Raw genomic sequence first — 22,982 nt, 5'->3', positions numbered from 1 at the left:
TTTAACTCATTCCACTGGTAGCGGTTAAATGTTCACTCGTAACGAACATCACTACCAACGCCAACATTAGGAGACTTCTTATGGTTGCAATCACACTTCCAAGTGGCGACATCAAGCACTTTGACGGTGCAACAACAGTAATGCAAATCGCCCAAAGTATCGGTGCAGGACTTGCCAAAGCAACGCTCGCAGGCAAAGTAAACGGCAAACTTGTGGACGCCTGCGACCCCATCACGACAGACGCAACCGTACAAATCATCACCCCAAAGGATAATGAGGGCGTGGAGATTATCCGCCACTCGTGTGCACACCTTTTGGGACACGCTGTCAAACAACTGTTTCCAGAAGTCAAAATGGTCATCGGACCTGTGATTGATGAGGGCTTTTATTATGATATTTTTAGTGAAAAGCCCTTTACCCAAGACGATATGGCAGCCATTGAAGCTCGTATGGTGGAGCTGATTAACCAAGATTACGATGTCATCAAAAAAATGACCCCACGAGATGAAGTCATTGAAATCTTTAAAAATCGTGGCGAGGATTATAAACTTCGTCTGATTGACGATATGCCAGACGAAACCGCAATGGGGCTGTATTATCATCAAGAATACATTGATATGTGCCGTGGACCGCACGTTCCCAATACTCGCTTTTTAAAGGCGTTTAAACTGACCAAAATGAGCGGTGCCTACTGGCGAGGAGATGCCAAAAACGAGCAACTACAACGAATCTACGGCACGGCGTGGGCGGACAAAAAAGAGCTACAAGCCTACATCAAACGCATAGAAGAAGCCGAAAAACGAGACCACCGCAAAATCGGTAAAGCCTTAAATCTGTTCCATTTGCAAGAAGAAGCCCCCGGTATGGTGTTTTGGCACCCCAACGGCTGGACGGTGTGGCAAGTGCTTGAACAATATATGCGAAAAGTGCAAAAAGACAACGGCTACCAAGAGATTAAGACCCCGCAAGTGGTGGACAGAAGTCTGTGGGAAAAATCTGGGCATTGGGAAAATTATGGCGAGATGATGTTTACGACATCTAGCGAAAAACGAGATTATGCCATTAAGCCGATGAATTGCCCGTGCCACGTGCAGGTGTTTAATCAGGGCTTAAAGTCCTATCGTGATTTGCCCTTGCGTTTGGCGGAATTTGGTTCGTGTCATCGTAATGAGCCGTCTGGCTCCTTGCACGGCATTATGCGTGTGCGTGGCTTTGTGCAAGACGATGCCCATATCTTTTGTAGCAATAGCCAAATTCGCACCGAAGCCCTTGATTTTATTAAATTAACCTTGCAAGTCTATAAAGATTTTGGCTTTGATGATGTGCAAATGAAGCTCTCCACTCGCCCCGAAAAACGAGTCGGTTCTGATGAGCTTTGGGACTTAGCCGAAAAAGATTTGGCGGACGCTTTGGATAACGCAGGGCTCGCTTGGGAACTGCAAGAGGGCGAAGGGGCGTTTTATGGTCCTAAGATTGAATTTAGCCTAAAAGACTGCTTGGGGCGTGTGTGGCAATGTGGCACGCTACAACTGGACTTTAATTTGCCAGAGCGACTGGGGGCAGAATATGTGGGCGAGTCTGGCGAAAAAGAACGCCCTGTAATGCTTCATCGTGCGATTTTGGGCAGTTTTGAACGCTTTATTGGTATCTTGATTGAACATTATGCAGGCTGGTTCCCTGCGTGGCTTGCCCCCCAGCAGGTCGTGGTAATGAACATCACCAACAAGCAAGCGGACAATGTCGCTGACACCGTCAAAGCCTTGACCGACAAGGGCTACCGTGCCATTGGCGATGTTCGTAACGAAAAAATCGGCTTTAAAATTCGTGAACGCACCCTTGAACGCATTCCTTTTATGCTGGTACTGGGCGACAAAGAAGTGGAGTCTGGTACGGTCAATGTGCGTACAAGAGAGGGCGAGAATTTGGGTAGTATGAGCCTATCTGACTTTATGAGCGTACTGGATAAGGCGATTGAGAAAAAGGGAAGGGTTGAGCCAAAAAGTGAATAATTTGGCTTAATATTAAAATCCACTCAAAAAGGTGTTTTGAGTGGATTTTTTTATAAAAATTTAAAAAAATTGTTTTTTTTGATTTTTAGTATAATGCCTGTAATCCATTTTAAAATTAAGGGTATTTTTATGAAAGCATTAAAAATTTGGCAGTGGTTCAAAAAGTATGCTGTAACAAAAACTAAAAAGACAACTTAACCAAACAGTGGTAATTTACGGTTATGAAGACGACAATTACCATTACTTGCCCAAGTTGCCTATGTCATAGTATAAAGAAAAATGGCGTAAAAAGCTATGGCAAACAAAATTATTTTTGTAAAAATTGCCACAGACAGTTTGTCCAACAGTCAGAACTAAGCTACAAGGGCTGTTATTCGCACATAGACAACAAAATACGCTTAATGCTTGCTCGTGGTAGCATTGCAGATATTGTGGTAATTGAACAAGTGAGCAAAGCAAAGGTGCTAAGTGTACTCACAAACAGCAACCACAAAATCAAACCCAAACAACAACATTACGACACCTTAGAAGTAGATGAGTTTTGGACTTATGTTGGTAACAAGAAAAACAAAGTTTGGCTCATCTATGCTTATGACAAAGGCACAGGTGAGATTGTTGCTTTTGTGTGGGGCAAACGAAACCTTGCTACTGCCAAAAAACTCAAAATACAACTTACCCAACTAGGCATTACTTTCAACAAAATTGCTTGTGATGATTGGGATAGCTTTTTAACTGCCTTTAAGCACTCTTTAAAACAAGTTGGTAAACGCTTTACTGTGGGTATTGAAGGCAATAACACCAGACTGAGAACCTTCGTCAGGCGAGCATTTAGGAGAACTTGCTGTTTTTCTAAAAAGCTAGAAAACCATTTCAAAGCATTTGAGTTGGTGTTTCATTATATTAACTATGGTTGGGTTTAGCATACTTTTTAGACCAGAGCCAAAAATTTTAACTCTTTGTGCATTGCTTGCAGTAAGCGGACAAGGTTTTGCCAATACTGTGCCAATTAAGTTTGCCAAAGGTAGTGAATGTGGTGTCTTTTCAGGTAATGTGAAAGGGAAAAAATTTACACTGCAATTAGGTGCTAGACAAATTTTAAATATTAGCACATCGGAAAATTTCAAAGCTGTTGTCAAAGACCCAAAAGGTCGCACTCTATCAACATTTGAGGAGTATGATGAAATTGATTATGGAGGAGATTTACAGCTTCTATATAACACGACAACAAAAGGAAACTATACTATATCCATAATGCCAAGACAGCAAAATCAATATCTTAATGTTCAGTTTTGTGCATTCAATGACTAGATTTAATCAAACAAAAAAATCCATTCAAAAAAATTGAGTGGATTTTTTATTTTAAAAATACCTTACCAAACAAATCATCATAATCATTCATTAAAATCTTCCGCCATAAATTTAACCATTCCTTTAAGCTCCGCTAAGCTCTCGCTCTTTGGGCTTTTTTTAAGAAATTCACGAAAGGCTTGCAATATGGATTGTTCATTTAATAGTCCAAATTTATCCGCTTGGGCGGATAATTCATCTTAGAATATGTAAAGTGAGTAAAGTCATAGAATTATCCCTATCTGTTTTTTGTTATGGTAGCGGATTTGGGTGGGTTTGTCAAACAATAAATCATCACAACTCTTGCCACTTTAAATTTTAACTTGTCTTTATTTTATGGATTTGTTATGATAATAAAAACAGTTTTTTAAGGGAAAATTTATGAAAAGTTTAAAAACTCTGTTAATCTGTGGGGCGATAATAATGGGCGGTCAAAGTTTTGCCAAACCGCCCAAAGACATAGAAATCAAATTTAAAAAGGGCGATTATTGTGCTACCTATGAAATTGATACTCGTAGCAATCTTCATATTTATTTAAACAAAAATCAAACATTTACCATTGATTTAATTGCAGGCACTTCAAAACCCTACCTCACCAATAGCAAAGGTGATGGCGTTGAATTTGATTATAGCAAAGTATACAGTCAAAAGTACGACATTGAGCAAGCACAATGGAAATATCATATTGCAAACAAGGGGAAATATACGATTGGATTTGACATACCGCACGACAGCCATACTTATGCCGAACTTGAATTTTGTGCTTATTGATTTTTTAAAATTTATTTAAAAACCTTGAATACTTTTTTGCTTAAAACAACTTGCCCATCATTGCAAACTACCATATAATTTTGTAAGGTGCGTACCACGCACCGTTTTTGGTTCATATCCCTTAATGGTGCGTGTTACGCACCTTACCATTAAGAATTAACTTATGCAAAAACTTGCTTTGATGATGCCTGTATTGTTTTTGTTTGGTTGTACAACCACAACCAAACAGCCTACCGAGCCAATTACCTATTCTGTATTAGAAACCACACCAAATGAGCTTATGGGTAATGACTATAAGCTCCCCAGTCATATCCGCACTGTACCCATTGGACTTTTTACTTGGTACCCACAAGGCTCAACCATTCATACCCTAGATGGTACCATAGGCACCACAGGGCGGTTTGTTTGGCTCAATGATTGTCTTTTGTTTAATGTGGATAGTACAGCAGAATTGATAACCCCCATTTTTTGGGTAAATTCTATTAAGGATTACAAGATTTATGACAATCAAGGATTTTTAACTTTACACAACAATCAAATTATTCACTTAAATCATCAATATCATATCAACTCACAAGTAGAACCCAAGCAAAATCCCCGTACGGAGCAAATAATTCAGCGTGGTCAAGACAAATGCTTAATGGATAAGGTGATTTATTTGGGTTTAAAAGTGATGGATTGAAACAATCATCATTTGTTCTATCCTTTAAAATCCATTCAAAGTAATTTTGAGTGGATTTTTTATTTTAACTGGTTTATGATAATAAGCGTATTTTTAAGGATAATTTTATGAAAAGTTTAAAAATTTTGTTAATTTGTAGGGCAATGATAATGAGCGATCAGAGTTTTGCCAAGACTACTCCTATCTCTTTTGCCAAAGGTAGCCATTGTGGTAGCTTTGAGGGGGATTATACAAACCGAACTTTACTTTAAATACCAAAGCCAACCAAACCATTTATGTTACTATTAGAGAAAACGCTCGTGATGTTGAGGATATTAAAATCATAGACCCAAAAGGTCGCACCGCCTATGCAGACGACGCAGAGCTTGATTTTACCACCAAAGTCAAAGGCGTGCATAAAATCAAGATTATCCCTTATAATGATGCAGAGTGGGCAAATATTGAATTTTGTGCTTATTAACTAGCAGTTTATATGAAAAAATTAGCACTTGCTCTAATATTAAGCTTTGCTAGCATATCTGCCCACGCTCAAACCTGCAAGGCAACCGACCCAACAGGCACACCGCTCAATGTACGAGCCACACCCAATGGCAAGGTCATTGGTAAAGTGCCAAATGGCGCGGTGGTTTATGTCAGTCAATACGATTATGACAACAAAGGTCGTCCTTGAATAATGGTGTTTAACGCCAAAACAGACCGATATATTGGTTGGGTATATCGGGAATTTATCAGTTGTTATTGATTTTTAAAAATCCATTCAAGAAATTGAGTGGATTTTTTTTAAATCCGTATTACCAAATAACAGGTAAATCATATTTGGCACAATACCCATCAGAACTAGACCATGTTGAACTTTATTAACAAAACAAAAAACGATTTTGGTAACCCTAGAAGGCATTTTGTTTCGCATTCGTACAGGCATACCTTGGAGAGACTTACCCAAATGTTTTAGTTGCCACAACACTATTTACAAAACCTTTGTGCGTTGGTAAGTTAGGTAAGCTCATGAAATTGTTTCAATACCCATCCAAAGAAGCTGATACTGAGTGGGTGTTTATAGATGATAATTACATCAAAGCCCATCAACATGCTTGTAATGTTGCTAACAAGACAGAACAAGGCATTAAAGATTCATCTTGTGGTAGATGCTTGCGGTAACCCTATTGATTTTCTCATCACAGGTGGACAAGTTCATGATGTTAAGGTTGCTCCACAGCTTATAGAGCAAAACAAACAAGTTTTATCAAAGCATACAGAAGCATTAAGTGCGGATATTGGCTACGACTGTGATGAACTAAGGGGGGTAAATTAAACAAACCAATACAACACCCAACATATCAAAACGCAGTAATAGCAAAAGTAAAGACCAAAACCCAATAGATGACTACTTGTACAAACTAAGACACCTGGTGGAAAATGCCTTATCAAGGTACAGTGGCTTTTGCCCACCCATTAATATCACCCTACGCACAAGCAAGTTACTCACATAAATAATTATAAGTAAAGTTAAGTCAAGCTATTATACACAAATTCAAGGATTTTAAAAACCAAAACCCCCTCCATCATCCGACAGAGGGGGCTAAATAAGGTGCTGACGATGACCTACTCTCACATGGGCGAACCACACTACCATCGGCGCTAAGACGTTTCACTTCTGAGTTCGGGAAGGGATCAGGTGGTTCCATCTTGCTATTGTCGTCAGCGTAAAAGGATTAACAACGCTGTTATGAGTCTGTTTTATTTTAATTTCATTTTTTAAAGTTTTTACTAAATCAAGATTAAGGTTATCATTACACTTTACAATACAACACTTAAAGTGATTTAAACCACTTGGGTGTTGTATGGTCAAGCCAAACGAGCAATTAGTATTGGTTAGCTACACACATCGCTGTGCTTCCACACCCAACCTATCAACGTCGTAGTCTACAACGGCTCTTTAGGGAAATCTTATCTTGAGGTGGGCTTCCCGCTTAGATGCTTTCAGCGGTTATCCCATCCGAACATAGCTACCCGGCGATGCTTCTGGCGAAACAACCGGAACACCAGAGGTTCGTCCACTCTGGTCCTCTCGTACTAGGAGCAGATCCTCTCAAATTTCCAACGCCCACGGTAGATAGGGACCGAACTGTCTCACGACGTTCTAAACCCAGCTCGCGTACCTCTTTAAATGGCGAACAGCCATACCCTTGGGACCTGCTTCAGCCCCAGGATGAGATGAGCCGACATCGAGGTGCCAAACACCGCCGTCGATATGAACTCTTGGGCGGTATCAGCCTGTTATCCCCAGAGTACCTTTTATCCGTTGAGCGATGGCCCTTCCATACAGAACCACCGGATCACTAAGACCTACTTTCGTACCTGCTCGACTTGTGGGTCTCGCAGTTAAGCGCGCTTTTGCCTTTATACTCTTTGAACGATTTCCGACCGTTCTGAGCGCACCTTCGTACTCCTCCGTTACTCTTTAGGAGGAGACCGCCCCAGTCAAACTACCCACCATACATTGTCCTTGATACTGTTATATCTAAGTTAGAACCCCAACATAACCAGGGTGGTATTTCAAGGTTGGCTCCATGGCAACTGGCGTCACCACTTCAAAGCCTCCCACCTATCCTACACAAGTTAGGTCAAAGTTCAATGTAAAGCTGTAGTAAAGGTTCACGGGGTCTTTCCGTCTAGCCGCGGGTACACAGCATCTTCACTGCGATTTCGATTTCACTGAGTCTCTGCTGGAGACAGCGCTGCCATCATTATGCCATTCGTGCAGGTCGGAACTTACCCGACAAGGAATTTCGCTACCTTAGGACCGTTATAGTTACGGCCGCCGTTTACTGGGGCTTCGATCAAGAGCTTCGCTTACGCTAACCCCATCAATTAACCTTCCAGCACCGGGCAGGCATCACACCCTATACGTCCACTTTCGTGTTTGCAGAGTGCTGTGTTTTTAATAAACAGTTGCAGCAGCCTGGTATCTGCGACTGCCAACAGCTCAAAGAGCAAGTCTTATCACCATCGGCAGCGTACCTTCTCCCGAAGTTACGGTACCATTTTGCCTAGTTCCTTCAGCAGAGTTCTCTCAAGCGCCTTGGTATTCTCTACCTGACCACCTGTGTCGGTTTCGGGTACGATTTCTTTATGACTATCGCTTAGAAGCTTTTCCTGGAAGCAGGGTATTTGCCACTTCGCTGTACATGTACAGCTTGCTATCAGATCTCAGTAATAGTCTAGCGGATTTGCCTACTAAACCTACCTACATCCTTCCACCTGGACAACCAACGCCAGGCTGACATAACCTTCTCCGTCCCTCCATCGCATCATAAACAAGTATCGGAATATTAACCGATTTCCCATCGACTACGCCTTTCGGCCTCGCCTTAGGGGTCGACTCACCCAGCCCCGATTAACGTTGGACTGGAACCCTTGGTCTTCCGGCGAACGGGCTTTTCACCCGTTTTGTCGTTACTCACGTCAGCATTCGCTCTTGTGATACCTCCAGCATACCTTACGATACACCTTCACAGGCTTACACAACGCTCCCCTACCACTTAATTGAAACAATTAAATCCGCAGCTTCGGCTCCTAGTTTGAGCCCCGTTACATCTTCCGCGCAGGCCGACTCGACTAGTGAGCTATTACGCTTTCTTTAAAGGGTGGCTGCTTCTAAGCCAACCTCCTAGCTGTCTGTGCCTTCCCACATCGTTTCCCACTTAACTAGGAATTTGGGGCCTTAGCTGGCGGTCTGGGTTGTTTCCCTCTTGACGACGGACGTTAGCACCCGCCGTCTGTCTCCCGGATAGTACTCATCGGTATTCGGAGTTTGCATCGGTTTGGTAAGTCGGGATGACCCCCTAGCCGAAACAGTGCTCTACCCCCAATGGTATTCGTCCGAGGCGCTACCTAAATAGCTTTCGGGGAGAACCAGCTATCACCGAGTTTGATTAGCCTTTCACCCCTATCCACAAGTCATCCCCTGGCTTTTCAACGACAGTGGGTTCGGTCCTCCGGTGCCTGTTACGGCACTTTCAACCTGCTCATGGATAGATCACTCGGTTTCGGGTCTATACCCTGCAACTTAATCGCCCTATTAAGACTCGGTTTCCCTACGGCTCCCCTAAACGGTTAACCTTGCTACAGAATATAAGTCGCTGACCCATTATACAAAAGGTACGCCGTCACGGAACAAGTCCGCTCCGACTGCTTGTATGCACACGGTTTCAGGTTCTATTTCACTCCCCTAACAGGGGTTCTTTTCGCCTTTCCCTCACGGTACTGGTTCACTATCGGTCAGTCAGGAGTATTTAGCCTTGGAGGATGGTCCCCCCATCTTCAGACAAGATTTCACGTGTCTCGCCCTACTTAATATGTCTCATAAACAGTTTCGCATACAGGACTATCACCTACTATGGTTGGCTTTCCCACGCCATTTTGCTACTGTAAATTCGATCGGCTCCTCCCCGTTCGCTCGCCGCTACTTGGGGAATCTCAATTGATGTCTTTTCCTCGGGGTACTGAGATGTTTCACTTCTCCCGGTTTGCCTCCTAACCAAAGGTTAGGATAGCCAACTTATGTTGGCTGGGTTTCCCCATTCAGAAATCGCCGGGTCACAGGATATTGCCACCTCACCGACGCTTATCGCAGGCTATCACGTCTTTCATCGCCTCTGACTGCCAAGGCATCCACCATGTGCACTTCATTACTTGACCATACAACCCCAAGTAGTCTTGGTGTCATAAGGGTAATGTGTAACGATTCACCTATGTTTACGCTTGATTCAGTTCTCTTTACTTTAGGTGTTTGTATTGGGTACAAACACCATGGTTAATTATTTGTTGGAATTAAATAATTAACCCAGACTCATAGTTACGTTGTTAAATAATGTAATTAACTTCATCAGTTAATTGTAAGTTATCTACATAAAGTAGAATTAAGAAATCTAATTGTATGCTGTTTAATTTGATTGCTTAGTTCTAATTTATTGTAAGTGGTGGAGTTAAGGAGAGTCGAACTCCTGACCTCCTGCGTGCAAGGCAGGCGCTCTACCAACTGAGCTATAACCCCAAAGTATGGTGGGTCTAATAAGACTTGAACTTATGACCCCCGCCTTATCAAGGCGGTGCTCTAACCAACTGAGCTATAGACCCAATTTAACTTACTTTACTAAGAACAACTTGTTGTGAATTCTTGCTAATCAGATAATTCGTTAAGGAGGTGATCCAGCCGCAGGTTCCCCTACGGCTACCTTGTTACGACTTCACCCCAGTCATCGACCCCACCGTGGTGATCGCCCTCTTGCGTTAGGCTAACCACTTCTGGTGAGATCAACTCCCATGGTGTGACGGGCGGTGTGTACAAGGCCCGGGAACGTATTCACCGCAGCATTCTGATCTGCGATTACTAGCGATTCCGACTTCATGGAGTCGAGTTGCAGACTCCAATCCGGACTACGATTGGCTTTTTGAGATTAGCATCACATCGCTGTGTAGCAACCCTTTGTACCAACCATTGTAGCACGTGTGTAGCCCTGGTCGTAAGGGCCATGATGACTTGACGTCGTCCCCGCCTTCCTCCAGTTTGTCACTGGCAGTATCCTTAGAGTTCCCACCCGAAGTGCTGGTAACTAAGGAAAAGGGTTGCGCTCGTTGCGGGACTTAACCCAACATCTCACGACACGAGCTGACGACAGCCATGCAGCACCTGTATCAGAGTTCCCGAAGGCACTAAGCTATCTCTAGCGAATTCTCTGTATGTCAAGACCAGGTAAGGTTCTTCGCGTTGCATCGAATTAAACCACATGCTCCACCGCTTGTGCGGGCCCCCGTCAATTCATTTGAGTTTTAACCTTGCGGCCGTACTCCCCAGGCGGTCTACTTATTGCGTTAACTGCGTCACTAAGTCTTCAAGAGACCCAACGACTGGTAGACATCGTTTACGGCGTGGACTACCAGGGTATCTAATCCTGTTTGCTACCCACGCTTTCGAACCTCAGTGTCAGTATGATGCCAGGAAGCTGCCTTCGCCATCGGTATTCCTCCAGATCTCTACGCATTTCACCGCTACACCTGGAATTCTACTTCCCTCTCACCTACTCTAGTCACCCAGTATCAGATGCAGTTCCCAGGTTAAGCCCGGGGCTTTCACATCTGACTTAAATAACCACCTACGCTCGCTTTACGCCCAGTAATTCCGATTAACGCTTGCACCCTCTGTATTACCGCGGCTGCTGGCACAGAGTTAGCCGGTGCTTATTCTGTGGGTAACGTCAGGGCTTGTGGGTATTAACCACAAGCTTTTCCTCCCCACTTAAAGTGCTTTACAACCAAAAGGCCTTCTTCACACACGCGGCATGGCTGGATCAGGCTTTCGCCCATTGTCCAATATTCCCCACTGCTGCCTCCCGTAGGAGTCTGGGCCGTGTCTCAGTCCCAGTGTGGCTGATCATCCTCTCAGACCAGCTACAGATCGTCGCCTTGGTAGGCCTTTACCCCACCAACTAGCTAATCCGACTTAGGCTCATCTATTAGCGAGAGCTAAAAGCCCCCTTTCTCTCGTAAGACGTATGCGGTATTAGCGTAAGTTTCCCTACGTTATCCCCCACTAATAGGCAGATTCCTAAGCATTACTCACCCGTTCGCCACTAATCCGTCTAGCAAGCTAGACTTCATCGTTCGACTTGCATGTGTTAAGCCTGCCGCCAGCGTTCAATCTGAGCCATGATCAAACTCTTCAGTTTAATCTTTGTTTTGCCTAATTGCTTAGGACTTAATTTGTTTTGGCTCATTTATCGTGTACGTTATGTACTTACTAGCAATATTTGATATTTTTAAAAATATCTGCTCATCGTGTAAATGAATTAACTTTGAGTATTTTTGCTTGATAAATGATAATTTTTGTATTATCTTGTATTAGCAAAAATCCACACAAGTTGTTCTTAGTATGTTTTTAAATAGTGCGTGATACATCGTCTGTATCATCAATCAAGGCTGACTATTTTATCACAATGGATTTTTATGTCAAGCACTTTTTTAATTTTTTTGAAAGTTTTTAGAAGTTTGTTTTTAACTTAACTTTTAAATAAATTCTTCCAAAATATTCAAACTTTAACAAACTTCATTCTTAATTTATTTTAGATTAAAGTTGTTTTGTTGGTGTTTTGTAACCAACCATTGCTTGAATGAGTGCGTATTATACAGGGTTTTTGGTGGGGGTCAAGGGGTAAAATTAAAAATTTTGATATTTTTTGTAAGATGTTGATTTTTAAGGGGATTTATTTTTAAATTTTTGCTTGCTAGACCGCTCGCATTTTGCTATCTTAGTATTTTTCATTCAAAAGGACTTGCCAATGTAACTCATATCTCATCTTTACCTACGCTTAAAATTTTTAAAAACACCCAACTCTCAACATTATACAAGCCGTTGATTTATCAAGGGTAAATGTGATTCGCCCCTACAATTCAAAAAACCATCAATAATCAATACGTTATCATTCTGAGTTGAGATTAGGTTAAAAACTTTGGAAAGTTCTGTATGAGATACGCTCTACTATTTACCCCTGCTTTTGTGGCAAGCCTTGCCTTTGTTGGTATTGCCCAACTTATTGTCGCATCATCCACCTTTTTTATCGCAAATCTTGCCAAAAGTGTAACGGGCGGCACACTGTCGCTGCCTTATCTTATTGGTTTTGTGACATCTTTGACACTCGTACTGATACCGCTTTATTTTGCCAGTATCTTTTTGGAAAAAGCCAAATTTGACTCGCTGGCACGTTATAACACTTTGTTTGATAAGCATTTTTTGGGAAAATCATGCCATTATAATAACCACACTCTAAAACACACCGCCACCGCCATGCTCGCCCAAGAAAGCAAACACACTCTTGATGATAGCTTACTTGGCGTTTTTGATATGATAACGCTACTATTAAATGTCGGATTCAACCTGATTGTCATTGCATGGGTGCTAGACGGCTTTATTTTATTGGGTTATGGCGTGGGCATGGTGCTTGCCATGGGAGCGGTGCATTTATTTAAAGACAGGCTTGGCAATCTTGCCAGAACCGCCCAAATGTCTCGGCTCATGCTGATGTCGGGGCTATCAAGGGCGTGGGATAATGTGATTATTTTTAATAAATACAATTACTTACGACACAATCGCACTTTGACAGACACCCTTAACACAGCCAAAACCGACAGTATCCATGCCAAATCCATGCGACACCTAAGCAGTAATGTGGGAATGCTTGTTTTGCTTGTGTGCGTCTTGACGGCAAGTGGCGTGCTGTTTTGGCAAAATTTGGGGGATATGGCGATGCTTGCCATGCTCGTTGCTACGTTGCCACGCCAGATTCAAATGCTTCAAATGAGCCATGAACTCATTGGCTATCGGGCGGAAATTAGCACACTCATGGCTCGGCTTGACGGGCTAATCCAATTGTTTGATACGCCAAATGTCACACTTGACAAGCACATTAAAAAAGATAGAATTTTTGTCAAACAGACCAATCAAGCCTTTGATTTTGATGAATTTTTGAAAAATCCGCCCAGCACAGGACGCATTACCCTTGTTGGCGATAATGGCGTGGGCAAATCGTGCGTGCTTTTGACATTAAAGAACAGGCTTGGCGAGCGTGCTTATTACCTGCCCGCCAAGCATGAGCTGATTTTTGATAATACCGAAGGCTCAACAGGACAGCGACTTATCGGTGAAATTGATGAGCTAACGGGCGATGATACGCCTATATTGCTCCTTGATGAATGGGACGCCAATTTGGATGGCGTGAACACGGACATTATTCACGCCAAGTTAGATGAAATTGGCAAAACAAGGCTTATCGTGGAAGTTCGCCATTGATTCAGTTTTGCAGGATACATCAAACCCTAACCAAGCCCATCATCAAAGCATTTACCACGGCCACCAGCCCCACTATCGCCCCAAGCTCCTTACCCAAACGAGCAGGACTGTGGCGGTGCGTGATGACGGCGTGGGTGTGCTTGATAAGTAGGGGAAAACATAATGCCAACACCCACGCCCTATCGCCAAAGACAACAGCGTGATAGCCATAGCACATCATCGCCCCATATAAAAGGACGAGATAACCCACGATACGGTAGCGACCCAACACAATGGCAAGCGTTGTCTTACCACTGGTGCGGTCGGTGTCAGTATCTCGCAGATTATTGATGTACAGCACGCAGGCGGACAACAGCCCCACACCTGTGGCGATGATGAGATTTTGAGCGATATCCGCCCTGCCCGTTTGTAGATAATAACCGCCAAGCACCGCCACATAGCCAAAGAAAATCAGAACAGCAAGCTCGCCAAGCGCATGATAACCATAAGGTTTTTTGCCCATGGTGTAACCCAATGCTCCCAAAATCGACACCGCCCCCAAGCCAAAAAATAGTGCGATTTGATAAACCGTTAAAGGACTTAACCAAATCAGCACCGCCCCTGCCATCATGGTTTGGATAAGCCAAAGGACAAGCCACGCCCGAAACCTGCTTGCCGACACCGTCCCACTGCCGACAAGGCGGACTGGGCTGTCATGATGACGGTCTTGGTCAGTGCCACGAATGCCGTCGCCCAAATCATTGGCAAGGTTTGACAAAATCTGCAAAGACAAAGCGGTATAAATAATCAGCACACACAGCACCCAATTATCTACCCCAAATCCGCCAAGCGTGCGATACGCCGAGCCCTGCCCCACTCCAAGGCTCATGATGGCGATGGGATAGGTGCGTGGGCGAGTGGCGTGGAAGAATTGGATAATGGGCGAGTTGGCAGATGACATGATAAGCCAAGTGGGTTTATGGGTTGGGTTTTAAAGGTATTTAGGCTTTCTCTCGTCTTGCCATAAATGTCGTCCAAAACCCCGACAAGGCATAAATCACACCAATGGCAAGCACGCCCACAGGAATGTCATATAGGGCAATGCCCATGATAAGCACGCCAATAATTAGCCCAACAAAGGGGGTTTTTTGGCGGTCAAATTCTTTAAAACTATAATATTTGACATTGCTCACCATAAGTAGTCCACAAATCACCGTCCACACCGCACAGATGGTGGCGAGCGTTTGGGGGGTAAGGGTGGCTCCATGGTCTCTTGCCACCATCACGCTTGACGTTACCAAAATCGCTGCCAAAGGACTTGCCAATCCGATAAAGTATTTTTTATCCACCGTGCCAATTTGCACGTTAAATCTTGCCAAGCGAAACGCCGCACAGACACTAAACACAAAGGCACACGCAAGCCCAAACCGCCCAAATTCATGCAACGCAAAATGATACACAAGTATGGCAGGGGCAAGCCCAAAAGCGATACAGTCGGCAAGGCTATCCAACTGCTCACCAAATGGGCTTTGGGCGTTTAAGAGTCTGGCGGCTCGTCCGTCCATGCCGTCCAAAATGGCGGATAAAAAAATGGCGAGGCACGCCTTATCAAACCGCCCCTCGCTACTGGCAACGATAGAAAAAAATGCCGAGAGCATGGACGCACTGGTGATAAGATTGGGAATGGGATAGACCCCACGGCTTATCTTTTTTTGATTGCCGTGTTGTTCGGTCTCAACGACTTCAAAGGTAATGCCGTCATGGTCGTCTGGGTCTTTTTGGGAATATGAGGGCTGGGTTGTCATGGTGTTTTATTTTTAAAATGAATGGGTTGTTGTTAATTATGATATTTTGATATTGGGCGAATGTAATTCGCCCCTACATATCCAATTTTAAATACATTGAATTGAACAACACCAATTTTAATCGCTTAATTAACAATATCTTAAAAATCATTCCCCAACCAACCATTTAACCACCGCCATGTCGTCCATGCTCATGGCAGGAGCGTCTTTTGGTTTTAGGATTGGGGCGAGCGTTTGCAAAATGGCTTTGGCGTGTTCGTCAAATTGCCAAGGCGGATTGATGATGTGTAGCCCTGTGCCGTTCATGCCCACTGCTACGTCATTGGGGTATAGGTTTAGCTCACAGACAAGCTGACGGCGAATGTCGGTGCGTTTCATTTTTTTATAAAACAGCTCCACCGCCTCTTTATTCTTAATGGGATACCACAGTACAAATGTCCCTGTGGCAAATTTTTTATGACTTGCCACAAGCAAATCTACTAAACGGCTAAAATCCTTATGCTCCTGCTCAAAAGGCGGGTCAAGCAGGATAATGCCACGCTTTTCCTTGGGCGGTAGCACGGCAGGCACACCTTCAAAGGCGTTGCGATGATGAATGCCAATGGGGAGCTGATAAAGCTGATAGTTTAGGGCGTCATACTCGTCTGCCACCGCTTCAAAGGCTTCGGCACGCAAGGGAGCGTTGTCCGAATGGTTTTGGGCGTGATTGGCAATCCACCAAGGCGAACCTGGGTAGACGTGCTTATCATAGGTTTTGCGAGCGGTGTCAAGGTCTAATAGATACTGGGCAATGGCTTTTGGCGGTGTGCCAAGGTCGGCATTTTCTAAGGCACGAATGCCTTTGTCCGCCTCGCCTGTTTTGGTCGCCTCATCGCTTTCCAAGGAATACAACCCACGTCCGCCATAAGCGTCAAGCACATAAAAGGGCTTGGCTTTGGCACTAAATTGGGCGAGCAGTTGGAGTAATAAAATGTGTTTGGCAACGTCAGCGAAGTTGCCTGCGTGGTAGGCGTGTTTGTAATTCATGGGAAAATGCGTGTAATTTTAAATGACTTATGGTAGCATAACTCACGATTTTTGGCTATTTTTTATTTTCATTCTCGTTTTCATCGGCTTTATCAGTCGGACTATTTAGAAAATTTAAAAACTTCTTTAAATTCACCCGAAACAAAAACGGCATGCCAAACCACGCAATCATTGCCAAAAACAGGCTCATGTAGAATGCCACCGCCCAACCCTTAATTGCCATGGCAAAAGCAAATGCGAGCAGCCCCATGCCCACCACCAAAATCATCTTTAAAATACCCTTTTGGATAATGCGATAGCGACCCAAAATGAACAGATGATACAAACTTATCGGCATGGACAAGCCAATCAGCACATAGGGCAGGTAATGAAACGCCCAATACACCAACCCACTGTCTTTGAACGTCGCCATGCTCGCCAACGTGCCAAACACACAAAAACACACAATCGCCCCATAGCCCAAATACACGCTGACATTGGCAAGCCCCATCGCTTGCGTGATGACTTGGATGATTTTCTGATGTTTGGCTTGGGGGTTGGATTGGGGGTTGGGTTCGGTTGGGTTGGGGGCGTGGTTATCCATGCGTGTCCTTTTATTTGTGTGGTTTTGGGGTGGGATTTGTCTAATTTGATGCTCAATAAAATTGCACGCCCTAATCTTTGCCTTTTTGCTCATTATCATGATAACTGCCAACATAGCGGGCAAGCTCTGGCGAGTTAAAATAACCATCAACCAACAAGCACGCCGAGACATCATCAATTGGGTCTCGCTCGTGCTTTATCCAGCCACGCTCCCACGCCATCATGCGAGCTTCGTGCGATGATAAGCGTTCATCATACATGTACACCTGTACGGGCAAATGGCGTTCGCCCAGACGGTGTGCCAGACGGCGAGCGAATTTAGCCGCTCGTTTAGAAAGCATGGAATCAGTGCCGTCCATGTTAAGCGGTAAACCGACCACCACCACATCAATCCGCCACTGCTCAATGATGCCCAGTAGATTATCCCAGTCGGGCTGTCCGTTGTCCATCGCCAAAATGTCAAAGGGGCGTGCGTCTGCACTTAGGCTGTTGCCCAGTGCCATGCCCATTTTTTTGACGCCAAAATCTAGGGCTAAAATCAAAGTCGGTGTTGTCATGAAATTCCTATTATTTGGCAAATCAAAAAATTGGTCGCAGGTAAAGCAAAATTGGCTTTTTAACTTTTAAAAAATCACGTTTAAAAATCAAGCAAACCCTGTGGTCAAGGTAAATTTATCAGGGTCAATGCCCAGTTTATCATAAGCCAACATCAATCTGTCTTCAAACTTCGCCCGAAACAATATCTCCAAATCAGCAGGGCAAACCAGCCAGTCCTGCTCGCTTATCTCCTGCTCCAACTGCCCTGCCGCCCAGTTACAAAACCCCATGCAAAGCAAAAAGTGGGGCAAACTGTCGCCCGATATCAGGCTTAGCACGTCTTTACTGGTTGTGATACATACGTTCTCGCCCACCGCAAACGACGACGCAAACTCGGGCAGTCCTGTATGTAGCACAAAACCCGCTTCGGGGCGGATAAAGCCCCCGTGCATGGCAGGGGTGTTCATCGCCTTTTGGCTGGCGGGCAAATCAAGCTCGTGTAGCAAACCGCCCACCGAAGCACCAAGAGGCTTATTAATCATAAATCCCCACGCCCCGTCAGTGCTGTGGCGACAGATATAAATCAATGCGTCAGCAAAGCGTTCATCAGGCATGGACGGACTGGGCAATAAAAAATGATGAGTTAAGTTGGAAAATTTTTTCAAATCAGCTCGCTTGGGGATGTCATTATCATTAGGGTCAATATGGGGCAAAATCGCCATTTTACAAGGTTTGTGGGTGGTAAAGCTATGAGCTGGCTTTATTGATATCATCAAGCAAGCCCTTGACGTGAGCCCGAGTCGCTTCGGTGATGTTCACGCCACCTGACATGCGTGCTAGCTCATCAATCTGTCTGTCGCCTGTGATGATGGACAAATGACTCATCGTCTGCTCGCCATGCTCTTTGTGCACCAAGATATGACGGTGTGCCGCCGCCGCAACCTGTGCTTGGTGCGTGATGGCGAATAACTGCTGATGGTCGCCCAAACTTCTTAGTAGCTCGCCCACCACCTGAGCTGTACCACCACTAATACCCACGTCCACTTCATCAAACACCAAGGTCGGGCGTGTCTCTTGATTCACGCCTGCACTCATGACCTGCATGATGAGAGCCATGCGAGACAGCTCACCCCCTGACGCCACTTTGTGTAGCGGTTGCATGGGCATGCCGACATTGGCACTAAACATGAGAGCGATGTCAAACATCCCACTACCACCATACTGATGTGTCTCTTTAGGGCTAAACTCAAAGAGACAGCTGGCGTTCGGCAGGGCAAGTGCCGACAGGCGATGAGCCAGTTCATCAGCGATTTGTGGGGCGATTTTGGTGCGTTCGTGATGCAGTTTGTCCGCCACACTCACATACTCATCCCATGCCCCTGCCACCTGCTCATCCATGGTCTCGTTATCAGGCAGGCTCTCTAATTTGTCCAGCTCCGCCTGCCACTGCCCTGCCTGTGCGGTCAGCTCATCTGTGGTCGTGTGGTATTTTTTGGCAAGGCGATGAGCCAGCCCCATGAGATTATTAAGCTCATTTAGTCGCTCTTCGTCAGGCAGTGACTGCTCGGCATAGTCCATAAGCCGTGCCACCGCGTCATCTATCTGCTCGGACGCTTGGGTAAGTAGCTCGCTACACTCGGCGAACGCTCGGCTTTTGTCCGATAAGTTATCACAGATTTTTAGACTGCGTGCTAACAGACCCGACACACTCATCTCGTCATTGTCTAGGTGCGTGACTGCTTGCACCGCTGACTGCATGAGATTTTCAAGGTTGGACAGCTCATCATACTCTTGTTCTATCTCGCCAATATCCACCGCCATGAGTGGCTCAATGTCACTTAGACGTGATGACAAAAGTGCCATCCGGTCGGCACGCTGAGTGGACATGGCACGAGCGTCATCGGCTTCTTTTTTTAGGCGTTGGTATGTCCCAAAGGCGTCTTTGGTCGCTGATTTTAGAGTGTGCAAGCCCCCCACATCATCTAGCCAATCGATGACAAACTGCGGTTTTAGCAGTTCAAGCCCTGCATGCTGTGAGTGGATATTGACCAAAATGCTGCCCAGTGATTTTAGTTCGCTAAGGCTCGCTGGCACGCCATTTATCCATGATTTTGAACGTCCATTGGCACTGATTTTGCGGCGGATGAGCAGTGTGTCTTCTTCTAGCTCTCGCTCATGCTCGGCAAACCATTGGCTCACTTTGTCATTATCGGTTATATCAAACTCGCCAAACACCGACGCTTCACTCTCGCCAAAACGCACCATGCCAGCATCAGCTCGTCCGCCCACACAAAGCGATAAAGCGTCCAATATCAAAGACTTACCTGCACCCGTCTCGCCCGTGATGACATTAAAACGCTCATCAAAGACGATTTCATGGTGCTTAATCAAAGCCAAATTATCTAAGGTTAGGGCTGTTAGCATGAATGTTCCATTATAAGTATGAATCGTTGCGATATTTTAGCACAATCAGGGCTTGTTTGGATAATTTGGTCGGGTAAACCATCAAATCCCAAAATATTTTATCCGCCCCCTTGTATCTTGGCAATTATCATTTATAATATCATCTTATATATTTATTAAGGTTAATAATAATGAGTACCACCCTACGCCAGCTAAAAGCCTTTGTACTTGTCGCCGAGCAAAACAGTTTTACCAAGGCTGCCGAGACACTGTGCCTGACCCAATCCGCCCTAAGCGGTCTGATCAAGGAGTTAGAACAAAATCTTGATGTCAAACTATTTGACCGCACCACACGCAAACTACACCTATCAGACGCAGGTTCACGGCTACTGCCACAGGCTCGGCGAGTACTCAACGAGATGTCAGTACTCAACGAAAAAGTCAATAACCTAAAATCACTACACCAAGGACATGTCCGCCTTGCTGTCTCTCAGCAGTTGTCTGCGTCCACCATGCCCAAATTTGTCGCCAAGTTCTGTGAGCTACACCCCAACATTCAGGTCACGCTCACCGACTGCTCGGTGGATAATGTGGTTGAGCATATTGAGAACCTAGAAGCCGATTTGGGGGTTGCTCCCGAACGTCCTTATTCTGATGATTTGAATGTGGATGTGCTGTTTAGCTCGCCTTTTTATTTGGTACTACCGCCAAACCACCCCTTTGCCCAAAAAGATGAAATCACATGGGCGGACTTACTTGATGAAAAGCTCATTACTCTAAATGGACCTTTTATCAAAAGCCTACAAAACGAACTTCCCAATAATATTTCAAGTCGTATCTTTAACCCCGATTTTGAGATTAATTTTCTCTCAACCGCCCTTGGCATGACCCGAATGGGACTTGGAGTGACGTTATGCCTACTCTATGCTGCCGAATGGGTGGAACTATACGGGCTGGTCATGCGACCCATCAGCGAGCCTGTGGTAGAACGTAAATTCTTGCTCTACACCCACAAAAACCGCTCGCTGTCGCCTGCCGCTCTTGCCTTTAAGGAATTTTTGATTAATAACGCTGGGGATTTTTTGGTCAGTAAACCCAAGGCGGTATAGAATGAGTTGAAAAAATATAAGTCTTGACTTATCATTTTGGTAAGGGGATAAAAATTGTACACCGTTTTAATGACCGAGCATTTTACCGAATGGCTGACAAATCTAAGTCAAAAGCGAACAAGAAAGCGTGGCTTATGACCCAAAAAGACAGGTCATTTTTCTGTGTGCAGGCGACAAACGTTTTTATCAACGCATGATACCCCTTGCCGAACGTATTTATGGCGAATACTTAAAGGATAATGAGCTATGAAAACTTACAAAACCCTAGCCGACCACATGGCAAGCCTGCCTACCGAACGCCGTAACAAGATAGAACAGCGAGTTGCCGACACTTTGGTCAGTATCCGTCTAAGCAAGCTTCCAAAAATGCCAAACTCACCCAAGCCGAGCTTGCCGACAAAATTGGCGTGCCCCAATCCGCCATTTGCCAAATGGAAAGTGCTGACAACCCCGAATACGCCACCATCAAAAAATACGTCCAAGCCCTAGGCGGAAAGCTCATTGTTGAGATTGATGGTAAGCAGTCGGTGTTATTTGGCTGATAAACGTATCTCCAAAAACAACAAAATTTCCCCCACAACCACCCGATTTTGCGTTATACTGACACAGTTTTTTTAGTTTTTATCCACAACAACAAAGGTATTTGTTATGTTTGAACACGTTACCCCCTATGCTGGCGACCCGATTTTGGGTCTTATGGACAAATTTGCAAACGACCCACGAGGCGACATCAAGGTAAACCTTGGCGTGGGCGTGTACTACACCGAAGACGGCAAATTGCCCGTCCTAGAATGCGTCAAAACCGCCGAAGGACGTATCGCAAGCCCGCCCCGTCCCCGTGGCTACTTGCCAATGGACGGTTTGGCAGGTTACAAAAAAGCGTGCCAAGAGCTACTGTTCGGCAAAGACAGTCAGGTCGTCAAAGACGGGCGAGTTGCCACGATTGCTACCTTGGGCGGGTCTGGTGCGTTAAAGGTAGGAGCGGACTTTATCCACGAGTGGTTTCCCAATGCCAAATGCTATGTATCCGACCCAACATGGGGCAACCACATCAGCATTTTTGAAGGGGCGGGACTAGAAGTTGGCAAATACCCCTACTATGACGGAGCGACCATTGGCGTCAAATTTGACGAGATGTGTGCGTTCTTAAACACCCTAAACGAAAATGACGTGGTGCTACTACACCCCTGTTGCCACAACCCCACGGGCGTGGATTTGTCAAACGAGCAATGGGGTAGTGTGCTTGACATCATCAAAGACAAAAAACTCATTCCCTTTATGGACATCGCCTATCAAGGCTTTGGCGATGACATGGACGGCGATGCGTCTGCCATTCGCCTAGCGGTAGAAAAAGGCTTGACCGTATTTGTGTCAAATTCATTTTCCAAAAACCTATCGCTCTATGGCGAGCGTGTTGGCGGTCTGTCGGTGGTTGCCCCCACCAAGACGGAGGCGGACACCGTGCTTGGTCAATTAAAATTCACCGTTCGCCGTATCTATTCAAGCCCACCGTCTCACGGTAATGCGGTGGTGGATACCGTGATGAACGATGATGAATTGTTCAATCAATGGGTAGGCGAAGTGTACGAGATGCGAGACCGTATCCGCCAAATGCGTCAAAAGCTCCAAGACGTATTGACCCAGAAGCTCCCCGAGCGTGATTTTAGCTACTTTACCAAACAGCGTGGCATGTTTAGCTTTACAGGGCTGACCGCTCCGCAGGTTATCCGCTTGCGTGATGAGTTTGCCATTTATATGGTAGAAAACGGGCGTATGTGTATCGCAGGGCTAAATAACGCCAACGTGGAATATGTCGCAAATAGTATGGCAGAAGTGCTAAAATAACCCACTTGCCATAAAAACCGCTCCGTGATTTCGGGGCGGTTT

General features: G+C 44.9%; 21 protein-coding genes, 2 tRNA genes and 3 rRNA genes. 13 read left to right on the top strand and 13 right to left on the bottom strand.

Features of this window, described 5'->3' with window-relative positions:
- The first annotated feature begins 80 nt into the window (after positions 1 to 80).
- The 8 genes from thrS (at position 81) to DX073_RS07750 (ending at position 6,121) form a co-directional block, all read left to right on the top strand.
- Complete coding sequence (gene thrS / locus DX073_RS07785) at positions 81 to 2,009, top strand: threonine--tRNA ligase (RefSeq protein WP_115007178.1); 1,929 nt, start codon at positions 81 to 83, stop codon at positions 2,007 to 2,009.
- A gap of 221 nt (positions 2,010 to 2,230) precedes the next feature.
- On the top strand, positions 2,231 to 2,929 hold the full coding sequence (locus DX073_RS07780) for an IS1 family transposase (RefSeq protein WP_115004781.1): 699 nt from the start codon (positions 2,231 to 2,233) through the stop codon (positions 2,927 to 2,929).
- The gene (locus DX073_RS07775; RefSeq protein WP_115007176.1) at positions 2,916 to 3,317 is read left to right on the top strand and encodes a hypothetical protein; all 402 of its coding nucleotides are present in this window, start codon (positions 2,916 to 2,918) and stop codon (positions 3,315 to 3,317) included. The genes DX073_RS07780 and DX073_RS07775 overlap by 14 nt, the downstream gene beginning before the upstream one ends.
- Before the next feature lie 420 nt (positions 3,318 to 3,737).
- Positions 3,738 to 4,127 carry a hypothetical protein gene (locus DX073_RS07770; protein WP_115007174.1) on the top strand — a complete coding sequence of 130 codons (390 nt, stop codon included), beginning with the start codon at positions 3,738 to 3,740 and terminating at the stop codon, positions 4,125 to 4,127.
- A gap of 163 nt (positions 4,128 to 4,290) precedes the next feature.
- A complete protein-coding gene (locus tag DX073_RS07765; protein WP_115007172.1) occupies positions 4,291 to 4,809 on the top strand; it encodes a hypothetical protein in 519 nt (172 codons plus the stop codon).
- Between the two features lie 472 nt (positions 4,810 to 5,281).
- Positions 5,282 to 5,479 carry an SH3 domain-containing protein gene (locus DX073_RS07760; RefSeq protein ID WP_181814397.1) on the top strand — a complete coding sequence of 66 codons (198 nt, stop codon included), beginning with the start codon at positions 5,282 to 5,284 and terminating at the stop codon, positions 5,477 to 5,479.
- Positions 5,480 to 5,687: 208 nt separating this feature from the next.
- Positions 5,688 to 5,801 carry a transposase gene (locus DX073_RS15065; protein ID WP_181814396.1) on the top strand — a complete coding sequence of 38 codons (114 nt, stop codon included), beginning with the start codon at positions 5,688 to 5,690 and terminating at the stop codon, positions 5,799 to 5,801.
- Between the two features lie 68 nt (positions 5,802 to 5,869).
- Positions 5,870 to 6,121, top strand: coding sequence for a transposase (locus tag DX073_RS07750; RefSeq protein WP_115007168.1), 252 nt, complete (start codon positions 5,870 to 5,872; stop codon positions 6,119 to 6,121).
- Positions 6,122 to 6,398: 277 nt separating this feature from the next.
- Here DX073_RS07750 and rrf read toward each other — a convergent pair.
- The 5 genes from rrf to DX073_RS07725 all read right to left on the bottom strand — a co-directional run bounded on the left by rrf (position 6,399) and on the right by DX073_RS07725 (position 11,537).
- A 5S ribosomal RNA gene (rrf, locus tag DX073_RS07745) occupies positions 6,399 to 6,512 on the bottom strand.
- 138 nt (positions 6,513 to 6,650) lie between these two features.
- Positions 6,651 to 9,510: ribosomal RNA gene (locus DX073_RS07740) — 23S ribosomal RNA — on the bottom strand.
- Positions 9,511 to 9,789: 279 nt separating this feature from the next.
- Positions 9,790 to 9,865: transfer RNA gene (locus DX073_RS07735), tRNA-Ala, on the bottom strand.
- 6 nt (positions 9,866 to 9,871) lie between these two features.
- Positions 9,872 to 9,948, bottom strand: a tRNA-Ile gene (locus DX073_RS07730).
- A 60-nt stretch (positions 9,949 to 10,008) separates the two neighbouring features.
- Positions 10,009 to 11,537, bottom strand: a 16S ribosomal RNA gene (locus DX073_RS07725).
- Together the 16S, 23S and 5S rRNA genes with 2 tRNA genes alongside form the textbook arrangement of a ribosomal RNA operon.
- Before the next feature lie 794 nt (positions 11,538 to 12,331).
- On the opposite strand from DX073_RS07725, the gene DX073_RS07720 reads away from it, so the two are divergent.
- Complete coding sequence (locus tag DX073_RS07720) at positions 12,332 to 13,654, top strand: ATP-binding cassette domain-containing protein (protein WP_115007166.1); 1,323 nt, start codon at positions 12,332 to 12,334, stop codon at positions 13,652 to 13,654.
- A gap of 19 nt (positions 13,655 to 13,673) precedes the next feature.
- Here DX073_RS07720 and menA read toward each other — a convergent pair whose 3' ends face one another.
- The 7 genes from menA to recN form a co-directional block, all read right to left on the bottom strand.
- Positions 13,674 to 14,594, bottom strand: a complete 921-nt coding sequence (gene menA / locus DX073_RS07715; protein WP_115007164.1) for a 1,4-dihydroxy-2-naphthoate octaprenyltransferase — start codon at positions 14,592 to 14,594, stop codon at positions 13,674 to 13,676.
- 40 nt (positions 14,595 to 14,634) lie between these two features.
- A complete protein-coding gene (gene pssA / locus DX073_RS07710; protein ID WP_115007162.1) occupies positions 14,635 to 15,438 on the bottom strand; it encodes a CDP-diacylglycerol--serine O-phosphatidyltransferase in 804 nt (267 codons plus the stop codon).
- Between the two features lie 147 nt (positions 15,439 to 15,585).
- The gene (locus DX073_RS07705; RefSeq protein ID WP_115007160.1) at positions 15,586 to 16,464 is read right to left on the bottom strand and encodes a 23S rRNA (adenine(2030)-N(6))-methyltransferase RlmJ; all 879 of its coding nucleotides are present in this window, start codon (positions 16,462 to 16,464) and stop codon (positions 15,586 to 15,588) included.
- A gap of 55 nt (positions 16,465 to 16,519) precedes the next feature.
- Positions 16,520 to 17,047, bottom strand: coding sequence for a hypothetical protein (locus DX073_RS07700; RefSeq protein ID WP_258556907.1), 528 nt, complete (start codon positions 17,045 to 17,047; stop codon positions 16,520 to 16,522).
- Between the two features lie 70 nt (positions 17,048 to 17,117).
- A complete protein-coding gene (gene ruvX, locus DX073_RS07695) occupies positions 17,118 to 17,603 on the bottom strand; it encodes a Holliday junction resolvase RuvX (protein WP_065255074.1) in 486 nt (161 codons plus the stop codon).
- A gap of 87 nt (positions 17,604 to 17,690) precedes the next feature.
- Entirely contained in the window at positions 17,691 to 18,197 is a 507-nt protein-coding gene (locus DX073_RS07690) for a YqgE/AlgH family protein (protein ID WP_228144943.1), read from the bottom strand.
- Positions 18,198 to 18,330: 133 nt separating this feature from the next.
- On the bottom strand, positions 18,331 to 20,007 hold the full coding sequence (gene recN / locus DX073_RS07685) for a DNA repair protein RecN (protein WP_115007158.1): 1,677 nt from the start codon (positions 20,005 to 20,007) through the stop codon (positions 18,331 to 18,333).
- Between the two features lie 170 nt (positions 20,008 to 20,177).
- Between recN and DX073_RS07680 the strand changes: the two genes are divergently transcribed.
- Entirely contained in the window at positions 20,178 to 21,095 is a 918-nt protein-coding gene (locus DX073_RS07680; protein WP_079324733.1) for a LysR family transcriptional regulator, read from the top strand.
- Positions 21,096 to 21,222: 127 nt separating this feature from the next.
- On the top strand, positions 21,223 to 21,345 hold the full coding sequence (locus DX073_RS14710; RefSeq protein ID WP_258556906.1) for a hypothetical protein: 123 nt from the start codon (positions 21,223 to 21,225) through the stop codon (positions 21,343 to 21,345).
- Between the two features lie 4 nt (positions 21,346 to 21,349).
- On the opposite strand, the gene DX073_RS15060 is transcribed toward DX073_RS14710, so the two are convergent.
- On the bottom strand, positions 21,350 to 21,511 hold the full coding sequence (locus DX073_RS15060) for a hypothetical protein (protein WP_404932930.1): 162 nt from the start codon (positions 21,509 to 21,511) through the stop codon (positions 21,350 to 21,352).
- On the opposite strand from DX073_RS15060, the gene DX073_RS15055 reads away from it, so the two are divergent.
- Complete coding sequence (locus DX073_RS15055) at positions 21,503 to 21,637, top strand: hypothetical protein (protein ID WP_404932929.1); 135 nt, start codon at positions 21,503 to 21,505, stop codon at positions 21,635 to 21,637. The two genes, DX073_RS15060 and DX073_RS15055, sit on opposite strands and share 9 nt — an antisense overlap.
- Before the next feature lie 106 nt (positions 21,638 to 21,743).
- Positions 21,744 to 22,940: an amino acid aminotransferase gene (locus DX073_RS07670; RefSeq protein WP_115007154.1), complete on the top strand. Its 1,197-nt coding sequence runs from the start codon at positions 21,744 to 21,746 to the stop codon at positions 22,938 to 22,940.
- Positions 22,941 to 22,982 lie beyond the last annotated feature (42 nt).

This window comes from Moraxella lacunata, from assembly GCF_900453205.1.
Classification (GTDB): Bacteria; Pseudomonadota; Gammaproteobacteria; order Pseudomonadales; family Moraxellaceae; genus Moraxella; species Moraxella lacunata_B.
This window is presented reverse-complemented; position numbering and strand designations above follow the sequence as displayed.

What these genes read in the sequence shown, in the direction of transcription:
- DX073_RS07765 (WP_115007172.1), top strand. Translation starts at nt 4,291, where the DNA reads ATGCAAAAACTTGCTTTGATGATGCCTGTATTGTTTTTGTTTGGTTGT.
- DX073_RS07690 (WP_228144943.1), bottom strand. Translation starts at nt 18,197, where the DNA reads ATGCCTGATGAACGCTTTGCTGACGCATTGATTTATATCTGTCGCCAC.
- DX073_RS07750 (WP_115007168.1), top strand. Translation starts at nt 5,870, where the DNA reads ATGATAATTACATCAAAGCCCATCAACATGCTTGTAATGTTGCTAACA.
- DX073_RS07680 (WP_079324733.1), top strand. Translation starts at nt 20,178, where the DNA reads ATGAGTACCACCCTACGCCAGCTAAAAGCCTTTGTACTTGTCGCCGAG.
- recN (WP_115007158.1), bottom strand. Translation starts at nt 20,007, where the DNA reads ATGCTAACAGCCCTAACCTTAGATAATTTGGCTTTGATTAAGCACCAT.
- DX073_RS07670 (WP_115007154.1), top strand. Translation starts at nt 21,744, where the DNA reads ATGTTTGAACACGTTACCCCCTATGCTGGCGACCCGATTTTGGGTCTT.
- DX073_RS07770 (WP_115007174.1), top strand. Translation starts at nt 3,738, where the DNA reads ATGAAAAGTTTAAAAACTCTGTTAATCTGTGGGGCGATAATAATGGGC.
- DX073_RS07705 (WP_115007160.1), bottom strand. Translation starts at nt 16,464, where the DNA reads ATGAATTACAAACACGCCTACCACGCAGGCAACTTCGCTGACGTTGCC.
- thrS (WP_115007178.1), top strand. Translation starts at nt 81, where the DNA reads ATGGTTGCAATCACACTTCCAAGTGGCGACATCAAGCACTTTGACGGT.
- menA (WP_115007164.1), bottom strand. Translation starts at nt 14,594, where the DNA reads ATGTCATCTGCCAACTCGCCCATTATCCAATTCTTCCACGCCACTCGC.
- ruvX (WP_065255074.1), bottom strand. Translation starts at nt 17,603, where the DNA reads ATGACAACACCGACTTTGATTTTAGCCCTAGATTTTGGCGTCAAAAAA.
- DX073_RS07700 (WP_258556907.1), bottom strand. Translation starts at nt 17,047, where the DNA reads ATGGATAACCACGCCCCCAACCCAACCGAACCCAACCCCCAATCCAAC.
- pssA (WP_115007162.1), bottom strand. Translation starts at nt 15,438, where the DNA reads ATGACAACCCAGCCCTCATATTCCCAAAAAGACCCAGACGACCATGAC.
- DX073_RS07720 (WP_115007166.1), top strand. Translation starts at nt 12,332, where the DNA reads ATGAGATACGCTCTACTATTTACCCCTGCTTTTGTGGCAAGCCTTGCC.
- DX073_RS07760 (WP_181814397.1), top strand. Translation starts at nt 5,282, where the DNA reads ATGAAAAAATTAGCACTTGCTCTAATATTAAGCTTTGCTAGCATATCT.
- DX073_RS07775 (WP_115007176.1), top strand. Translation starts at nt 2,916, where the DNA reads ATGGTTGGGTTTAGCATACTTTTTAGACCAGAGCCAAAAATTTTAACT.
- DX073_RS07780 (WP_115004781.1), top strand. Translation starts at nt 2,231, where the DNA reads ATGAAGACGACAATTACCATTACTTGCCCAAGTTGCCTATGTCATAGT.